General features: G+C 62.0%; 13 protein-coding genes, 1 tRNA gene and 1 pseudogene. 3 read left to right on the plus strand and 12 right to left on the minus strand.

The genetic code is table 11. The features are described 5' to 3' along the window. Positions 1-46: 46 nt before the first annotated feature. Entirely contained in the window at positions 47-715 is a 669-nt protein-coding gene (locus tag GQA94_RS12925) for a Bax inhibitor-1/YccA family protein (protein ID WP_158188405.1), read from the minus strand. A gap of 128 nt (positions 716-843) precedes the next feature. Here GQA94_RS12925 and GQA94_RS12930 point away from each other — a divergent pair. Beyond that, positions 844-933: transfer RNA gene (locus GQA94_RS12930), tRNA-Ser, on the plus strand. A 313-nt stretch (positions 934-1,246) separates the two neighbouring features. Then, positions 1,247-2,872, plus strand: coding sequence for a methyl-accepting chemotaxis protein (locus GQA94_RS12935; RefSeq protein WP_158188406.1), 1,626 nt, complete (start codon positions 1,247-1,249; stop codon positions 2,870-2,872). Between the two features lie 191 nt (positions 2,873-3,063). Here the strand turns inward: GQA94_RS12935 and GQA94_RS12940 are convergent, their stop codons facing one another. The 6 genes and pseudogenes from GQA94_RS12940 to GQA94_RS12965 form a co-directional block, all read right to left on the minus strand. Continuing rightward, positions 3,064-4,029 carry a hypothetical protein gene (locus GQA94_RS12940; protein WP_158188407.1) on the minus strand — a complete coding sequence of 322 codons (966 nt, stop codon included), beginning with the start codon at positions 4,027-4,029 and terminating at the stop codon, positions 3,064-3,066. A 5-nt stretch (positions 4,030-4,034) separates the two neighbouring features. Further along, positions 4,035-5,000, minus strand: coding sequence for a hypothetical protein (locus GQA94_RS12945; RefSeq protein WP_158188408.1), 966 nt, complete (start codon positions 4,998-5,000; stop codon positions 4,035-4,037). Positions 5,001-5,974: 974 nt separating this feature from the next. Beyond that, positions 5,975-6,940: a hypothetical protein gene (locus GQA94_RS12950; protein ID WP_158188409.1), complete on the minus strand. Its 966-nt coding sequence runs from the start codon at positions 6,938-6,940 to the stop codon at positions 5,975-5,977. A gap of 8 nt (positions 6,941-6,948) precedes the next feature. After that, complete coding sequence (locus GQA94_RS12955) at positions 6,949-8,313, minus strand: hypothetical protein (protein WP_233270156.1); 1,365 nt, start codon at positions 8,311-8,313, stop codon at positions 6,949-6,951. Positions 8,314-8,433: 120 nt separating this feature from the next. After that, on the minus strand, positions 8,434-10,989 hold the full coding sequence (locus GQA94_RS12960; protein WP_158188411.1) for a type VI secretion system Vgr family protein: 2,556 nt from the start codon (positions 10,987-10,989) through the stop codon (positions 8,434-8,436). A gap of 87 nt (positions 10,990-11,076) precedes the next feature. After that, a pseudogene (locus GQA94_RS12965) lies at positions 11,077-11,593 on the minus strand (Hcp family type VI secretion system effector). Between the two features lie 689 nt (positions 11,594-12,282). Between GQA94_RS12965 and GQA94_RS12970 the strand changes: the two are divergent. Continuing rightward, a complete protein-coding gene (locus GQA94_RS12970; RefSeq protein WP_158188412.1) occupies positions 12,283-13,470 on the plus strand; it encodes an MFS transporter in 1,188 nt (395 codons plus the stop codon). Between the two features lie 26 nt (positions 13,471-13,496). Here the strand turns inward: GQA94_RS12970 and GQA94_RS12975 are convergent, their stop codons facing one another. The 5 genes from GQA94_RS12975 to GQA94_RS12995 form a co-directional block, all read right to left on the minus strand. Then, complete coding sequence (locus GQA94_RS12975) at positions 13,497-13,982, minus strand: MarR family winged helix-turn-helix transcriptional regulator (RefSeq protein WP_158188413.1); 486 nt, start codon at positions 13,980-13,982, stop codon at positions 13,497-13,499. A gap of 49 nt (positions 13,983-14,031) precedes the next feature. After that, positions 14,032-15,171, minus strand: coding sequence for a cyclohexanecarboxyl-CoA dehydrogenase (aliB, locus tag GQA94_RS12980; protein ID WP_158188414.1), 1,140 nt, complete (start codon positions 15,169-15,171; stop codon positions 14,032-14,034). An 84-nt stretch (positions 15,172-15,255) separates the two neighbouring features. After that, positions 15,256-16,038, minus strand: a complete 783-nt coding sequence (locus tag GQA94_RS12985; protein ID WP_158188415.1) for an enoyl-CoA hydratase-related protein — start codon at positions 16,036-16,038, stop codon at positions 15,256-15,258. 12 nt (positions 16,039-16,050) lie between these two features. Then, positions 16,051-16,818, minus strand: a complete 768-nt coding sequence (locus tag GQA94_RS12990; protein WP_158188416.1) for an SDR family NAD(P)-dependent oxidoreductase — start codon at positions 16,816-16,818, stop codon at positions 16,051-16,053. A gap of 36 nt (positions 16,819-16,854) precedes the next feature. Further along, a complete protein-coding gene (locus tag GQA94_RS12995) occupies positions 16,855-18,522 on the minus strand; it encodes a cyclohexanecarboxylate-CoA ligase (RefSeq protein ID WP_158188417.1) in 1,668 nt (555 codons plus the stop codon). Positions 18,523-18,568 lie beyond the last annotated feature (46 nt).

Genomic DNA, 18,568 nt, shown 5'->3' on the forward strand with positions numbered 1-18,568 from the left:
AGAAACGAAAAAGCCCGCCGAAGCGGGCTCGTTCAACGAGTGGCTATCAGTCGTCGCCACCCATGATGCCCATCAGCTGGAGCAGGCTGATGAACAGGTTATACAGCGAAACGTACAGGCCGATGGTCGCCATGATGTAGTTACGTTCGCCGCCGTGGATGATTGCGCTGGTCTGATACAGGATGCAGACCGAGGAAAACAGCACGAAGCCGGCGCTGATTGCCAGTTGCAGTCCGCTGATCTGGAAGAAGAAGCTAGCGACCATGGCGCCCAGCAGGACGAAGAAACCCGCCGTGATGAAGCCGCTCAGGAAGCTCATGTCCTTGCGGGTGATCAGCACGAAGGCCGATAGCCCGAAGAACACCAATGCGGTCATCGACAGCGCTGAGGCGATCAGCTCGCCGCCGTTGGCGGTGCCCAGGTACATATTGAGAATCGGCCCGAGCGTATAGCCCATGAACCCGGTCAGGGCGAACGTGGAAAGCAAGCCCCAGGCCGAGTTGCGCAGCTTGACGGTCAGGAAGAACAGTCCGTAGAAGCCGATCAACACCACGAAGATGTTCGGGTAGGCCGCATTCGCCTGCATCGCCATGTAGGCGACCAGGGCACTGAAGCCCAGGGTGATGGCCAGAAGGCCGTATGTATTGCGTAGAACGCGGCTGACTTCCTGCTGTTCAACCTGCGTGTGCGTAGATGCGTACTGTTGCTTGAGCATGTCGCCACTCCTGTAGATGTATTCAGCCTGAGGTGAATTGACTCGGATCATAGCAGAGCTTTCGTTTCACTCTAACAACAGAGTTTGACAGTGTGTTTCGTTCCGGTACTATGGCGCCCGCTCTCTGCGGAGGAGTGGCAGAGCGGTTGAATGCAACGGTCTTGAAAACCGTCGAAGGGGAAACTCTTCCGTGAGTTCGAATCTCACCTCCTCCGCCATATCGCAATCTGAAGGCCCCGTATTCCGGGGCTTTTGCGTTTCTGGAGCGTTTAAAAGCGGAGCACGACGGCCCCTGTTGTGCCGTGAAAATCATTCACTGACCGCGATCCGCTCGCCGGTTGGGCAGCACGTCGCCATCGAGTCGCAAGCGCCATCGAACTGGACGGGCGCCAGGCAGGCGCACCGCGCGTCAGCCTTCGTGCCGGTTACCGTTGGTCAGCCAGGTTCCAGCGAAGTGAACGGCCGCCGATAACTGGAGTGGGACATCCGGACCGCTCATTCACGCTCCGCTCTCAACACTGGACAAACGACATGCTTCTTCGACGCATCAAAATCGCGCCGCGCGCGTTTCTCAGCTTTTCCGTAATTGCGCTGCTCATGATACTGCTGGGCATCTTTTCTCTGGTCGAGCTGAAGGCGATCCGCGGAACCGCTGTCGAGCTGAGGGAAAACAGCATGCCCAGCTACGCCGCGCTGGGACAAATCAACGAGAACATTCTACGGATCCGAATCGTCTCATTTCGCATTTTGGTGGACCGTGAGCCGGAGCAACTGAGCGTCAGTATCGCTCGGGCCGCGGAGCTCACCGCGCAGTTGAAGAAAGCCAAGACACAATATGAAACCTTGCTGTCCAGCGAGCGCGAGCGCCAGCAGTTCGCCCGGCTGGAGCAGGCACTCGATGCCTATTACGCCGTCAACGACCAGCTGATCCGGCTATCGAACGAGGGTCGCCTGGATGAGCTCAGCGCGCTGCTCGGCACACAATACAAAGCGATTTCCGATGACCTGGGGGCGCAGTTCGGCGCGCTCATGAAAATAAACGCCGAAGCGGCGGACGAGTCCGCTGCGCTGGCTGACCAGGTTTATGACCGTGCGATCACAGCGGTGATCGGCCTGATTGTGTTCGCCGCCTTGCTTACCGCTGTGTTGGCGCTGATGCTGACCCGCAGTATCGTCAAGCCGCTGTCCGAAGCCGTACGGGTCTCGGAAACGATAGCAGGCGGAGATTTGACCGAGGCATTCGCTGTCGCCGGGGCGGATGAGCCGGCCACGCTGCTCCGTGCCATGCAGACGATGCAACAGAACCTGAAGGGTACGATCCAGAGTATCGCCAGTTCGTCGGATCAACTGGCGTCGGCAGCCGAAGAGCTGAATGCGGTCACCGAGGACTCGAGCAAAGGCCTCCACCAGCAGAATAACGAGCTGGAGCAAGCTGCAACCGCGGTCAACGAGATGACCGCGGCAGTCGATGAAGTCGCGCGAAACGCGGTTGCCACCTCCGAGGCCTCCCGCGACTCGGATAGAACAGCCCGAGAGGGACAGCGCCAGGTGATTAAGACCGTCGAATCTATCAATAGCCTGGCCGAGAATGTGACCGGCACGGCTGCGCAGGTCGAGCAGCTTGCAGACAAGATTCGCAGCATCAGCGGCGTACTCGATGTGATCCGCTCGATTGCCGAGCAGACGAACCTGCTGGCGCTCAATGCGGCGATCGAGGCGGCTCGCGCCGGGGAAGCCGGCCGTGGTTTCGCGGTAGTGGCTGACGAGGTTCGCGCCCTGGCGCACCGGACGCAGCAATCGACCCGCGAGATCGAAAGCATGATCGGCGGCGTGCAACAGGGCACCAACGACGCGATGGCTGCCATGCGCAACAGCAACGAGCTGGCCCATGGCACGTTGGATGTCGCACGCGCTGCCGGCCAGGCGCTCGAAGAAATCACCCAGGCGATCAGTCACATCACCGAGCGCAATCTGGTCATCGCCAGTGCTTCAGAGGAGCAGGCCCAGGTGGCGCGTGAAGTCGACCGCAACCTGGTCAACATCCGCGACCTTGCCGTGCAGACCTCGGCTGGCGCGCATCAGACCAACGCCGCCAGCCAGGACCTGTCCCGCCTGGCGATCGATTTGAATGGCCTGGTCATGCGGTTCAAGGTCTGACGGCGTCCCCCGGCTCAACGATATAGCCTCGTTCGGCGGCCGGGCCGCGCGAGGGCTGGCCGCGCCGAGGCGTTCGGCGTCCACGTTTGCGACGCTCGCACCTCCGCGCCCAGCGTGCAGGTAGTAATTCTTGGAGCTGTAGCGTTCCAGCACGTAGATTTCCTGGGGGATCAGGGGCGTGGGCATGGCTGTCAATGTCCACTCTGATCGGTATCCCAGTGCCAGAGGGTGTAGCCCTTGCTGACTTCGCTGGGAATGCTGGGGAAGACCTCGTCCTGCTCGAAGCGGCGACGGGAATCGCGTTGGGCGCGGGTGTACCAGTAGCCGGTGCGTGGGCAGGGCTGGCCGGCGTAGGTGGGGGGCGGTGGCAAGGCGCTGGGGCCTTTGCCTTCCTCAAGAGGAACGGTCTCGCCGGGCACGCGCTCGACCAGGGTCCAGAGGGTGGGTTGTTTAGTCGCTGCGTTCAAGCCGCTTGGAATGAGACCGCATTTTGCCATAGGGGCTGTGCGTTGGTACTTGCTGTGTTTCCCTGAAGCGATCAGGAATTGAGGCGAGGCATCTTCCACCTCGGGCAGGTAGATACCGGTTTGCAATATTGGCTCGCCCGTACGGACTTGTACCCTGGGATTCGAGCGGTAACGGGGCCAGGCGGTCGGTGGGTCCAATGGGCCCCGGGTAGAGGGGTTGTAACGTGTGGAAAGCGCTCCTTTGCACCACATGGCTTCGCTGGTGCGCATTATGTTACCGGCAAAAAAGGAGGCTCGGCCAATCAGCTCCCAGTACTGGTGTGCCGCCCCCGGCTCCACTTCATCCATCCACTCTTCCGAGTATTCGCGGGCACCGCGCAGGTCATTTTCCACACTGATTGCCGCACCGAGTCCGCTGTGGATACCATGGGTCAGCTCGATAAAACCCTCGTTCAGTGATTGCATGGTTTCACGAAAGATCGGTAATACCGTCTGTCCCCAGACGATATCCGGCTGGTACGGTAGAGGCCGCGTGCGGTAGTCCGGCGGCAATTGCCGAATAAAGCGCTGCAGGCAGCTTTCGACATGTTTGAGCATCACCTCCCAGGCGTCCTGCATATGCAGGTAGTAGTCCTCGGAGCTGTAGCGTTCCAGCACGTAGATTTCCTGGGGGATCAGGGGCGTGGGCATGGCTGTCAATGTCCGCTCTGATCGATATCCCAGTGCCAGAGGGTGTAGCCCTTGCTGACTTCGCTGGGAATGCTGGGGAAGACCTCGTCCTGTTCGAAGCGGCGGCGGGAATCGCGCTGGGCGCGGGTGTACCAGTAGCCGGTGCGTGGGCAGGGCTGGCCGGCGTAGGTGGGGGGCGGCGGCAAGGCACTGGGGCCTTTGCCTTCATCGAGGGGAACAGTTTCGCCGGGCACGCGCTCAACCAGGGTCCAGAGAGTGGGTTGCTCCGAGGCGCTTTGGAATCCACCTGGGGTTAAGCCTACCCGCGCTTCAGGGGCGGTGCGTTCATACTTGCTGTGTTTCCCGGAGGCGATCAGGAACTGAGGACAGGAATCTTCCACCTCGGGCAGGTAGATACCGGTTTGCAATATTGGCTCGCCCGTACGGACCTGTACCCTGGGGTTCAAACGGTAACGGGGCCAGGCAGTCGGTGGGTCCAGTGGTCCTCGGATAGAAGGCTCGTAACCTGTGGAAAGTTCTTCTTTGCACCACATGGCTTCGCTGGTCGACATTATATTGCCGGCAAAAAAGGAGGCGCGACCAATCAGCTCCCAGTACTGGTGTGCTGCCCCCGGCTCCACTTCATCCATCCACTCTTCCGAGTACTCGCGAGCACCGCGCAGGTCATTTTCCACACTGATCGCCGCACCGAGTCCGCTGTGGATGCCATGGGTCAGTTCGATAAAGCCCTCGTTCAGTGATTGCATGGTTTCACGAAAGATCGGCAATACCGTCTGCCCCCAGACGATATCCGGCTGGTACGGTAGAGGCCGCGTGCGATAGTCGGGTGGCAATTGCAGCATAAAGCGTTGCAGGCAGCTTTCGACATGCTGGAGCATCGCCTCCCAGGCGTCCTGCATATGCAGGTAGTAGTCCTTGGAGCTGTAGCGTTCCAGCATGTAGATTTCCTGGGGGATCAGGGGCGTGGGCATGGCTATTAATGTCCGCTCTGATCGGTATCCCAGTGCCAGAGGGTGTAGCCCTTGCTGACTTCGCTGGGAATGCTGGGGAATACCTCGTCCTGCTCGAAACGGCGACGGGAATCGCGTTGGGCGCGGTGTACCAGTAGCCGCTGCGTGGGCAGGGCTGGCCGGCGTAGGTGGGGGGCGGTGGCAAGGCGCTGGGGCCTTTGCCTTCCTCAAGAGGAACGGTCTCGCCGGGCACGCGCTCGACCAGGGTCCAGAGGGTGGGTTGCTCCGAGGCGCTTTGGAATCCACCTGGGGTTAAGCCTACCCGAGCTTCAGGGGCGGTGCGTTCATACTTGCTGTGTTTCCCGGAGGCGATCAGGAACTGAGGACAGGAATCTTCCACCTCTGGCAGGTAGATACCGGTTTGCAATATTGGCTCGCCCGTACGGACCTGTACCCTGGGATTCGAGCGGTAACGGGGCCAGGCGGTCGGTGGGTCCAGTGGTCCTCGGATAGAAGGCTCGTAACCTGTGGAAAGTTCTTCTTTGCACCACATGGCTTCGCTGGTTGACATTATATTGCCGGCAAAAAAGGAGGCTCGGCCAATCAGCTCCCAGTACTGGTCCGATGCTCCCGGTTCCACTTCATCCATCCATTCATCCGAGTATTCACGGGCACCGCGAAAATCGTTCTTGATACTGATTGCCGCACCGAGTCCGCTGTGGATGCCATGGGTCAGTTCGATAAAGCCTTCGTTCAGTGATTGCATGGTTTCACGAAAGATCGGCAGCACCGTCTGTCCCCAGACGATATCCGGCTGGTACGGTAGAGGCCGCGTGCGATAGTCGGGTGGCAATCGCAGCATAAAGCGTTGCAGGCAGCTTTCGACATGTTTGAGCATCGCCTCCCAGGCGTCCTGCATGTGCAGGTAGTAGTCCTTGGAGCTGTAGCGTTCCAGCATGTAGATTTCCTGGGGGATCAGGGGCGTAGGCATGCTGTCAATGTCCACTCTGATCGGTATCCCAGTGCCAGAGGGTGTAGCCCTTGCTGACTTCGCTGGGAATGCTGGGGAAGACCTCGTCCTGCTCGAAGCGGCGACGGGAATCGCGCTGGGCGCGGGTGTACCAGTAGCCGCTGCGTGGGCAGGGCTGTCCGGCGTAGGTGGGTGGCGGCGGCAAGGCGCTGGGGCCTTTGCCTTCATCGAGGGGAACGGTCTCGCCGGGCACGCGCTCGACCAGGGTCCAGAGGGTGGGTTGCTCCGAGGCGCTTTGGAATCCGCTGGGGCTTAGACCTACCCGAGCTTCAGGGGCCGTGCGCTCATACTTGCTGTGTTTCCCGGAAGCGATCAGGAACTGAGGACAGGAATCTTCCACCTCTGGCAGGTAGATGCCGGTTTGCAGTATTGGCTCACCCGTACGGACCTGTACCCTGGGATTCGAGCGGTAACGGGGCCAGGCAGTCGGTGGGTCCAATGGACCGCGGCTGGAGGGATTGTAACGTGTGGAAAGTGCACCTCTACACCAGATGGCTTGGGTTGTTCGTAGTATGTTGCCGGCAAAAAACGAGGCTCGGCCAATCAGCTCCCAGTACTGGTGTGCCGCCCCCGGCTCCACTTCATCCATCCACTCTTCCGAGTATTCACGGGCACCGCGCAGGTCATTTTCCACACTGATCGCCGCACCGAGTCCGCTGTGGATGCCATGGGTCAGTTCGATAAAGCCCTCGTTCAGTGACTGCATGGTTTCGCGGAAGATTGGTAATACCGTCTGCCCCCAGACGATATCCGGCTGGTACGGCAGTGGCCGCATGCGGTAGTCGGGTGGCAATTGCTGCATAAAGCGCTGCAGGCAGCTTTCGACATGCTGGAGCATCGCCTCCCAGGCGTCCTGCATATGCAGGTAGTAGTCCTTGGAGCTGTAGCGTTCCAGCACGTAGATTTCCTGGGGGATCAGGGGCGTGGGCATGGTGCGTCCTATTCGGGCAGGTCGAGTTTGTGGTCGGGTGGCAGGTAGCGTCTGTCGATCTTATTGGTCAGCTTGGGCAGGCCGAGAAATTCGTCGCTCTCGCCAGGGAAGTCTCTGTAGCCCCAATTCGTTGGTTGCCGTTTGCTCAGGTACACTGGTTGCAACTCACGAGGATCGACGACGATCTGCATGGCTCCGCCTTCCAATACATAAAGGCTGTCCTTGCGCAATTGCTGGCTGGCGGCTGGGCCTTCCCAGGCCTTCAGCGATTGGCCCGGCGGCACGGTATAGGTGACATATTCGCCGTTGCGGTTCCAGTAGCGCCATACAGCGAAGCGGCGGCGCCAGTCGTCACGGTTCTTCAGGGCGAGAAATTCCGCTTCGCGCATCCAGTGCCCGGCATTGTCATTGGAGCCTGGCGCGACCACACGGTAGAGCTTTTCTCCGGGTGGAATGGGCACTGGGGTAGCATCCTTGAACGTCTTGTAGAGATCTTTTAAGGGATCTGGTCCTGATGCGCTGATATCCGGCCAACCTGACTTTGAAGGTGCCTCTTCCATCGCTTTATGCACCAGCCTTTCCGTCTTATCCACCCACCCCGGCTTGTTCAGGTCGAGTTCAATTGCGTCGTTGGCTGCCTGTAGTGCCGGGGTGTTTGGGTGCACATTGACCGCGCCGACCCGGGCGCGGTGGCTCATGTCGGCCTCGATATCCAGGCGTCGGGCCAGTTTCTCCATCCAGTCGTGCACAGGGCGGATGCATTCCTCCAGTTTGGCGTGGGCCATGCGCCGAACATTGAGGACGGTTTCCAGCATCTGCCCGGCGCGGGTCGCCATGGCGGCGTCGCTCCAGCGCTGGATCAGCTCGATAAGCTCGCGCAGGCTGTCGATGAGTTGATCGAACACCTTCAGCAGTTCGCCCACGTCGAGTGCAGCGGCAAGCCTGCGTACTTCATCGGCCAGCCAGCGATAAGGCTCCAGAATATTGAGGCTATTAAGGGTCCGCCGTACGACGGGGCTTTGAAGGTGCTGGTTGAGCTTGAGGATACCGGCGTCGACGTAGGAGCGGCTGGCTTCCCAGAACTGCTCCATCTTGACTGCCTTGTCGCTCTTGGCAGCAAATTTGCGTCCGTAGGCGAAAAGAATCTTGCAGCAGCCCTTGGCCAGCGAGCCGAGTAGCGGAATCAGGCCGACCAGGGTCAGCAGCAGGGCGACCCAGGCCCATGTATTGCTGCTGTCGGCGTTGATTTTCTTGCAGTTGGCGGCGAGGTCGCGCACGTCGCAGATCTGATCGACTAACGGAATCATCGAGATCACCGTGCCGGTCACAATCTGCGCGGTGCTCTGTTCGTCGGCGAAGTCGCCCTGGAGCACGATCCATATCCACTCGGCGGCGGCGCTCAGGTCCTGCCTGGCGCTATCGACCCAGCGCACGGGGGCGGCCGCGTACCAGGCGAGCGCGTTTTCAAGTTCATCCCACATAGAGAGTCATCCTTAATTCAACTTGGCGCGGGCGGCAGCGATGAGCGTTGGCAGCGGTTCCCAGGCGGGGTCCTGCTGAGGTGGGAGGGGGGCGTACTCGACCTTGATGGCTTTTTCCGGCACGTTTTCATGCCGGGCGTAGCCTTCGGCATCGAGATTCCCGGCAATGACCTGACCGCCCTCGAAGAAAATCTGGTAGCCCTGCTCCGCGAACGGGGTGCCGTCAGGGCTGCGATGGTCGATGGCTATCCAGTTGCCTTGGGTCATCCAGGCCGGTAACGGCCAGGATGCCTGGCTCGCACCCGTCAGAACGTGCGCTTGAGCCTTGACCGTAAAGCTGCCGGGCATGCCGAACTCGATATCGCCGCCGGCGAGCCGGATGTAGGCCCCGCCGCAGAGCAGGGTGATGTGGTCCTTGGCGGCCATGGTGATGTGTTGCTGAGAGGAACTGAGTTCGATGCTTTGCTCGGCCTGCACCTTGATGCCGTTGTGCTGCGCCTGGATTTGCACTTCGCCCCGGTGGGCGATGTGGCGCATGTCGCCGCTTTGCGCAAACAGCCCCACGTCCTGCCCGGCGTTGAGCACGATGTTCTGCCCGGCGCTCAGGTGTTGGTGCTGTTGGGCGACGCTGTCGATGTGTTCGCTGGCGCTCAGGGCGATGCTGCGCGGGGTGGCGACGGCCACGCCCGCCGGGGCGCTGACGGCGATCAGCGGTTGGCCACCACCGCTGCCTTCGGGGTGGTCGTTGGCGCCCTGGTCGAGTTCGCGCACAGCGCTGGTCAGGGTCTGCTGCGGCTCGGGATCGTGGCCGATGCCCTGGTTGTCGGCGGCGACCTGGCCGAGCGTGCGCGCCAGTTCCAGCGCGCTCTCCAGCAGCGCGATGGCCCCGGCGCGGTCGAGCTGACCGCCGTTGGCTTGCGCCTGGGCCTCGGTGGACAGCAGCAGGCCCTTGGCCGCACGCAACGCGCCGCTGGCATCGCTGCGCAACTCGAAACCCTCGCCGCGTGGCGCGCCGCCTTGTGGCCTGGGATGGGTCAGAAAGCCTTCGTTCAGCGCGGTGTGCGCGTGATCGCTCATCAGCGCGATGCTGATTTCCCCGTGGGTGTCGTCGATGCGCAGCTCGTTGGCCCGGTTGGCCTGATGTTCCTTGCTGCGAATGGCGCTGAGGGTCTTGTAGTCGGGCAGCTTGTAGGGCGTCGGGTGAGTCGCCGGGTAGGTCCGTCCGGTGACGATCGGCTGATCGCAGTCACCGTCGAGGAAATCGACGATGACCTCGTGCCCGACCCGTGGCAGGGCGATATGCCCCCACGCCGGACCGGCCCAGTTCTGCGCCACCCGAATCCAGCAGGAGCTGTGCTCGTCGCCCTGCGCCCGGCGGTCCCAGGGAAACTCGACCTTGATCCGGGCGAAGGCGTCGCAATAGATTTCCTCGCGCGCAGGCCCGACCACCGTGGCGATATGCGGGCCGTCGATACGCGGCTTCGGCGGCAGCGGCGCGCACCAGTCGCTGTGGTCGGGCAGCAGCTCGGCGCGAAGATGATAATGCGTGCCCTGTTCGGCCTCGGCGGCTTCCTCCTGCTGGCTGGTGCTCTGGGTGCCGGCGTGATGCAGGCGCAGGGCGCGCCAGCCGCGATTCATGTCCGCACGCGGGTGGCCGATCAGGGTAAAGGCCGGGCCGGGCAGCAGCCGCGCATCGTCACCCTCGACCCGCGCCACCCGCGCATCGCCGCGCAGGGCCTGCAAACGGGTGCGGGTGAACGGCTGACCGGCTTCGTCCTGCTTGTAGCGTCCGGGATAGTCATAGCGCTGATAATCGCTGCGCTGGTGGTCGAGCTCGGCCCCCTCGACACTGTGCTGCTGGTTGTAGCGCGGGTGCTTGAAGGTGTAGTCGCGCTGGGTCTGGCGCGCGGTGCGCACCTGCTCGGCATAGGTGAAGCGGTGCAGCGCGGGCACGGGCGCATCGCCCCCGGCGCTGGGGTTGTAGAGCAACGGCTCGCCCTCAAGGGTGCCGTGGCTGTGAAGATGGTCGCTGAACAGCAGGCGATGACTGTTGGCACTGTGCGCGAAGGCGTAATAAAAACCTTCCTCGGCGGCCAGCCGCTCAATGAAGGCCAGATCGGTCTCACCGGCCTGCACGCAATACTCGCGGGGCAGGTGTTCACGGGTGCAGACCACTTCGCAATCGCTGAGGCCGTGCTGGGCGAGCACCTGCTCGATAATCTGAGGCACAGACAATGCCTGAAAGATGCGCCAGTCCGAGCACAGGCCCAGACGGGCCAGGGCGGGTTCGACCAGCGCCCGGTAACGGGTGCGACGAAAGCCGCTGTCGGCCTGCTCGAAGGCACTGACGCGGCCCTGCACATGACGCACGGCGACGCCGTACTGCTCGATGGTCAAGGTCAGAGGCTGATCGAGCACCTGAGCGAAATCGATGGCCGGATCGAAACTGGCCAGTTCCAGCTCCAGACGAAAAGGCTCGGAAAGCGCCTCGTCCAGGGTAAAACTCACCACCTCGAAATCACCCGCCGCAGCGGTGACGGTAAAACGCAGATCGGCTTGGCTCGGCATGACGTGCTCCTTGCGGCCGGCAAGCGATACCGGCGTCCATGACAAGAGAAGCCGCCACCGCCCAGGGCGGCAGCGGCGGTAGGCGCATCAGACGATCGGCTTGCGCCAGTCGTCGGAGGCCTCGGTGCCCTGCCACGGCATGGGTCCAGGTGATCTTGCGGTAAGCCAGGCTGATCTCGATCAGCTGGGTATAACCGGACTTGCTGCTGTCCTGCGCGTGCGGCAGCACGGTATTGATGTCGACGATGGTGGCGTCTTCAAGCAGGGTGGTGAAGAAATGCTCCTGCTTGCCCTCGACCGAAGTGCGGAACCATTGCGTTTCGACCTTGTTCAGGGTCTCGCCGGTGGCCAGAGCCTGATATAGCAGCGGGATGGCCTTGTTCAGCGCACAGGTAAACACGAACGGCTTGTGCACGCGCTGGCCGGAAGGCTGGCCGCTTTGCGGGTCGGTGGGCGTGGTCACGCGGTGCTTGATTTCCTGCACCAGGATCTGATCTTCGTGACCTTCCTGATAAACGTTACCGACCGAATCGGAAGTGAAAGCACCTTGGGTGATATTGCCCTGGGTCCTGCCAGTGATGGCAATGTATGCGGGTGTGGACATGACAGATTCCTTATGTCGTCGGGGGCCACGATGGCCTTGGGTCCGTCCCGGTGATGGGGACGAGAGCGACAGAGCATAGGACGTGCCAACATCCATAAAGATGGATAAAAGCCTTTTATAATCAATTGGTTAGGTGAATGTAGAATGTCGTTTACGACAAGCCGTTGGGCCTAAAACCCTAAAAAACACAGGGAAATTCAAGCAAGTCGGGCCATTTTTGACTCGGTGCTTCGTAAGTAATTGAAAACAAAGGATACGCGTCGAGCCATTTTTGGCCCGATCGAGCCAGAAATGGCCCGGTCGGTATTTTGACCAGCGAAGCGCTACTGATCAGTGGAGGTGGTGTCAGGTATATGAGGCGCTAAGTAGCGATATTTTGGAAAGAGAAAGTAGTAGCCCCGCATGCTGTTGCCGGGGCCTGGCTTCGATGAGGTCATCGTATCTGCTGTCGTACGGGTCGGCTTGCCGCGGTAGCGTAGATCAGGTGTCGCGCGGGGTGGATAGCGGAGCGAATTCAAACCCCAAACCCTTTCGACGCGGTTGTATGATGAGTTCGGCTTTGCCAAGATCAGAATGCGCCGGAGAGGGCATGGCCCGTTGAGCGGCGCGGGCGCTCGTTCTCTGAACGTCTGGCCCTGATCCGGCCCGCCAGCTTCCTACCGTGTTCCACCCAATCGACAGGCGAACCGATGCCCGCTGCGAAAACACCTGCTGCAAACGACACGTTGTTCATCCTGTCGCTGGTGGTGTTCAATTTCATCTCGTTCATCTCCATCGGCATTCCCCTGGCGTCGCTTCCAGGCTACGTGCACGAGACGCTTGGCTTCAGCACCGCCATCGCCGGTATCGTCATCGGCGCCCAATACCTGACCACCTTGCTCTGCCGCCCGCTTGCCGGGCGTCTTGCCGACGAGCGCGGCGCGAAGAAGACCGTATTGATCGGTATGGCGTCCGGCCTGGCCAGCGGCCTGTTGCTGCTGATCTCGGCGTTGCTGGAATCCTGGCCGATGGCGAGCATCGGCGTCATGCTGGCGAGCCGCTTGATCCTCGGCTTTGCGCAAAGTCTGATCGGCATTTCGGCGATCACCTGGGGAATCAGTCGACTCGGGCCGCAAAGCACCGCGCGAATGATTTCCTGGAACGGCGTCGCGGCCTATGGCGGGGTGGGTATCGGCGCACCGCTGGGTGTGTTTATGACGCAGTCGCTCGGGTTGTGGAGCCTGGGTGTGGTGACCATGCTGCTGGCCGCGACCGGTTTGGCCCTTGCCTGGCGCCGAGGCGACGCCCCCCTCAATCCGGGTGAGCGCTTGCCGTTCGGCAAGGTGTTGTGGAAGGTCGCTCCGCCCGGCATCAGTCTGGCGCTGGCGACGATCGGCTACGGAACGCTGACAGCCTTCATTGCGCTGTACTACAACGCGCGCGGTTGGGACGGGGCCGCCTGGTGCCTGACCGCTTTCGCGTTCGCCTTCATCGGAACGCGCCTGCTGTTCCCCAACCTGATCAACCGTGTCGGGGGTTATTCGGTTGCGGTGGTCTGTCTGGTGGTGGAAATCCTTGGGCTGCTCATGCTCTGGCTCGCCGAGGCGCCCGGCGTGGCCCTGGCCGGATCCGCCCTGACGGGGTGCGGGCTTTCCTTGCTCTATCCGGCGCTGGGAGTAGGCGTGGTATCACGCGTCGGGGCGGGCAACCGCAGCTCCGGACTCAGCGTCTTCGCTATGTTCTTCGATCTGGCGCTGGGGCTGTCCGGGGCGATCATGGGAGGGCTGGCCGTCTACATCGGGATGCAGAGCATCTTCCTCGGCGCGGCAGCGATGGCCGCGGCTGGCCTGGCAATCGTATGGGGGCTGCTCAAGCAGGAACGCAAGGCAGAAGGCTGACCGGGCGCCACTTTGGCGCCATGCGTTCATTCGAGGGGTGTGTCGGTCGAGGTGGCTGTGCGGGCCAGGGCAATACCGTCCAGGTCGCCCTGCAACTTGCTGAGGTAGTGCAGGAAATTGACGCTGTCATCGAAGCTGAAGCCTTTCAAGCCTTGCCGATAGAATTCCTCGATCCGCTGTTGGAGTGCGTCCCAGTAGGCGCGACCCTGTGCGGTCAACCTGACCAGCCGAGCGCGTCCATCGTCCGGGTGCGGTACGCGCTGTACATGCTGGTCCCGCTCCATGCGCTTGAGCACGCCGTCCAGGCTCTGGCGGCTGACGACCAAGTATTCGGTCAGTTGGTTGAACGAAATTCCGTCTTCATAGCCTGGGCGAGACAGCGCGCCGAGTACGGCCCACTGCACGGTGCTGATGCCCATCTCCTTCTGTACCTGCCGCTGCAGCACGTTGCCGGTCTGGAACAACCGGAAGAAAAGCCGGTTGGGAATGCTCTTGGTTTCAATCGCGGTCATCAGGGTTCCTTTGCGCGAAGGCGGTGCTCAGCCGGTCATGCCGATACGGCTATCTGGGAATGCACTCGCGGGCGATGATATTTTTCATGATCTGCGCCGTGCCGTCACCAATCTGCAGCCCGAGCACGTCGCGCATGCGTTGGGAAAAAGGCAGGTCTTCGCCCCACCCAGTGTGGCCATGGGCAAGCATGCACTGCTTGACCACATCGAACGCCAACTTTGGCGCCCACCATTTGTTCATCGCCGCTTCGGCGTTGTGCCGCTGGCCGGAATCCTTCAGCCAGAGCGCGTAGAAGCACTGCAAGCGGGCGGCCTGGACGTACGTCTGGAACTCGGCCAGCGGGTGGGTCAGTCCCTGGAAGGCGGCGAGTGGCTGGCCGAATGCCTGCCGCTCGGTCAGCCACTGCCAGGTCTCGTCCAGTGACTGCTGGGCCACGGCCAGGCACTGCAGGCCGATCAGCGCGCGGCTGTAGTCGAAGCCCTGCATGACCTGCTTGAAGCCCTGGCCCTCATCACCGAGCCGATGGCTGGCAGGCACCGCGACGTTATCGAAGAAGATCGAACCACGGCCAATGGCGCGCTGGCCGGCATCTTCGAAGCGTGTGGTGCTGATACCGGGCAGGTTCATGGGGACGAGAAAGGCGCTGATGCCATTGGCGCGAGCTTCCTGGGTGCCGGTGCGGGCAAACACGACGGCGACGTCAGCCTGGTCGGCCATGGAGATGGACGTTTTCTCCCCATTCAGGACGTAGACGTCGCCCCTGCGTTCGGCTTTGAGGCGCAGGCTCGCCGCATCGGAGCCGCCACCGGGTTCGGTCAGTGCGATGCACACGATCCGCCGACCGGCGGTAATCTCGGTGAGCCATTCGCTCGCCAGTTCGGGGCGGGCGTGCTGGCTGATGATCTGGCCGTTGAGCGAGGCCAGTAAGGGGATGTAGCCGACGTTGAAGTCGCCGCGTGAGATCTCCTCGACGATGATTCCAGCGGTCACGCAGTCCAGGCCGCTTCCGCCGTACTGCTCCGGTAGTTCTCCGCCGAGCAGCCCCATTTCGCCCATCTGGCGAATGACGTCACGTTCGATGATGCCGGCCTGGTCGCGTTTGCGGTAGGCGGGGGCGAGTACGTCGGCGCTGAAGCGAGCCACACTTTCGCGGATCGCGTTCTGGTCTTCATTGAAGGCGAAATTCATGGCGTTTTCCCCCTGCGCAGGGCGCAGTGATCGATTGGGTCCGGGTGCCCGGCGGAGCACCCGATGATGGGCGGAGCGAATGGCTCAGCGGTAGAACTTGCGGAAGTCCGGCGTGCGCTTTTCCTTGAACGCGGCGGTACCTTCCTTGGCCTCGTCGGTGTCGTAGTACAGGCTCAGGGCCTGCATGCCGAGGCCGCCGATTCCGGCGATGTTGTCACTGTCGGCATTGAACGAGCGTTTGGCGATGGAGAGGGCAGTGGGGCTCTTCTCGAGTATTTCGTCGCACCATTTCTGCACTTCGTCATCGAGCGCCTCGTGCGCTACGACGGCATTCACCAGGCCCCATTCCAGGGCCTGCCGCGCGCTGTACTTGCGGCACAGATACCAGATCTCCCGCGCGCGCTTCTCGCCCACGACGCGGGCGAGGTAGGCGGTTCCGAAGCCCGGATCGACCGAGCCGACCTTGGGCCCGACCTGCCCGAAAACGGCCTTGTCTGAGGCGATGGACAGATCGCAGATGACATGCAGCACGTGCCCGCCGCCGATGGCGAAGCCGTTGACACGGGCGATCACCGGCTTGGGCACCTCGCGGATCAGCCGCTGTAATTCTTCGACCGGCAGGCCGATCAGGCCACGTCCGTCGTATTGACCCGCGTGGGCGCTCTGGTCACCGCCGGTACAGAATGCCTTGTCGCCCGCGCCAGTGAAGACGATCACGCCGATGGATCTGTTCCAGCCGGCACGGTTGAACGCGTCGATCAGCTCCATGCAGGTCTGGCCGCGGAAGGCGTTATAGCGGTCCGGGCGATTGATGGTGATGGTCGCGACGCCATCGGCTTCGCTGTAGAGGATGTCTTCGTAGTCCATGTTGCTCTCCTGTTAGCCGGCCATGGTCAGGCCGCCGGATACGCTGATGACCTGGCCGGTGATGAAGTCCGCGTCGTCGCTGGCGAGCAGGCAGACGATGCCTGGGTAGTCGTCCGGCTGGCCGAGGCGGCGCTTGGGTACTGCGTTACGGAATGCTTCGAGCAGCTTTTCGGGATTGTTCGAGGTCGCCGCCACGCTTTTCAGCAGCGCGGTGTCGGTGGGGCCTGGGCAGACCACGTTGAAATTGACGTTCTTGCTCGCGAGCTCTCGCGCCAGGGTCTTCGACAGGCCGATCAAGCCGGCCTTGCAGGCGGCATACACCGCCTCGCCGGACGAGCCGACGCGTGCAGCGTCGGAGGCGATATTGATGACCTTGCCACCGCCTGCTTCGAGCATTTTCGGCAGCACGACGTGGTGCATGTTGAGCGCGCCGGTCAGGTTGATGTCGATCAGCTGTTGCCAGATGCCGGGGTCGCTCTTGAGAAACGGCATGAAACGATCGAAGCCGGCATTGTTGACCAGCACGGTGGGTACGCCCAGTTCGTCCTGCACACTGTTTACCGTTTCGACGATGCTGGCGTAGTCGGTGATATCCACCGTGTAGGCCTTCGCCTGGCCTGCCGCTTCGGTGATCAGCTCAGCGGTTGCCTGGGCAGCGGACGCGTCACGGTCGAATACCGCGACACGGCTGCCTTCAGCCGCGAAGCGCAGGCACAGGGCGCGACCGATGCCTCCGCCACCGCCGGTGACGATCACGGTTTTTTCACGTAGACCTTTCATGGGTGAGTACTCCGGTTGGGTGCGTTCAGGATGGGTTCAGGCCGGTTTCGCCGCCGAGAGGCAGAGGCTCATGGCCCGTTCGCGCAGTTTGAATTTCTGGATTTTTCCCGAAGGCGTGCGAGGCAATGCCGCCAGCACTTCCAGGTATTCGGGCAGGTAGTTGCGGGTGAGTCGTTGCTCGAGCAGGAAGCTGACGATGTCCTCCAGGCTCAGCGACCCATAACCCTCATGCAGCGTCACGTAGGCGCAGAGACGTTCGCCCAGCCGGGCGTCGGGGCAACCGACCAGGGCGACTGCCGAAATCGCCGGATGCTTGTAGAGCAGGTTTTCGATCTCTACCACCGGCACGTTTTCGCCGCCCCTGATCACCACATCCTTGGTGCGTCCGGTGATCCGGATGTAGCCCTCTGCATCCATGCGTGCCAGATCGCCGGTAGGGAACCAGCCGTTCTCGTCCACGCTGTAAAGGTCCGGGCGCTTGAGGTAACCGATGAACAGGCTGGCACCCCGAACCATGAGATTGCCTTCGGTCCCTTCCGGCACGGCCGCGCCGTCCTCATCGACAACGCGCACCTGCATATGGGGCAGGGCCAGGCCATCGCTGCCAATGGCGCGCTCCGGCGCGTCCTCGGGGCGGGTCATGGTCACCGCACCGTTCTCGGTCATTCCCCAGGCCGAGACGATCCGGGCATTGACCGCTGCGCCGGCCCGCTCCACCAACGCACTGGGTATCGGCGCGCCGGCGGACACAAAGGTGCGCAGCGAGCCCAGGGCCTGCTGATGCTGCGGTGCAACGTCAATCAGATCGGCCAGAAAAGGGGTCGATGCCATCGTAAAGGTGGGCCGCTCGGCCTCGGCGACACGGACTGCGAAGGCGGGGTCCCATACGTCCTGTAGCACGGCGGCGCACTTCAGGTAGATGGGCATCATCAGGCCGTAGAGAAAACCTGTCTGGTGAGCCATGGGGGAGGCCATGAAAATGACGTCCTGGCCGCTCAGGTGCAGGCGCTCGGCGTACGGACGGATGTTGCTCCAGAGGGTATTGCTACTGTGCAGCACGCCCTTCGGCTCGCCGGTGGTGCCGGAGGTGTAGAGCAGTTGCACGACGTCATCTGCACCGGGTCGCCGTTCGGCGAACAGCGCCCGGGTGTCCAGTTCCGCCTCCCAGGCGCGGTCCAGCAGTACCCGCTGGAAGCAGCGGTTTTCATCGTGACTGTCGATCACCAGTACATGTTCGAGCGCCGGCAGCTCGCCACGCAAACCGTCCACCATCGCCCCATGGTCAAAGCCACGGAAGGACTGCGGGACCACCAGCACGCGGCTTTGTGCATGGCTCAGCATGAAGCGCAGTTCATGCTCCCGGAAGATCGGCATCAGCGGATTGAGCACCGCACCGATGCGCACGCAAGCCAGATGCAGCGCGGTCATCTGCCACCAGTTGGGCAGTTGGCAGGACACCACGTCTCCTTTGTTCACACCCAGCGAAGCCAGGCCGGCCGCCATGCGCCGGACCACTCGATCCAGTTCCGCATAGGTGATCCTGTGTCGCTGAGCCTGGTTTGATCGGTACGCGACGATGGCCGTCGAGTCGGCGGCCATTGAAACGGCTTGGTCAAGGTAATCGGTAATGATCATGTCATTCCAGGCGCCAGCGCTGATCATCGATGCGCGGCGTTCGGCTGACACGGTTGCGGTGATAGTCATGGGGTAGACCACCTCTCGTTAGGTCGTATTGTTCTTGTTGTCGGCG

Origin of the sequence: Stutzerimonas stutzeri (genome assembly GCF_009789555.1) — a bacterium.
GTDB lineage: Bacteria > Pseudomonadota > Gammaproteobacteria > Pseudomonadales > Pseudomonadaceae > Stutzerimonas > Stutzerimonas stutzeri_R.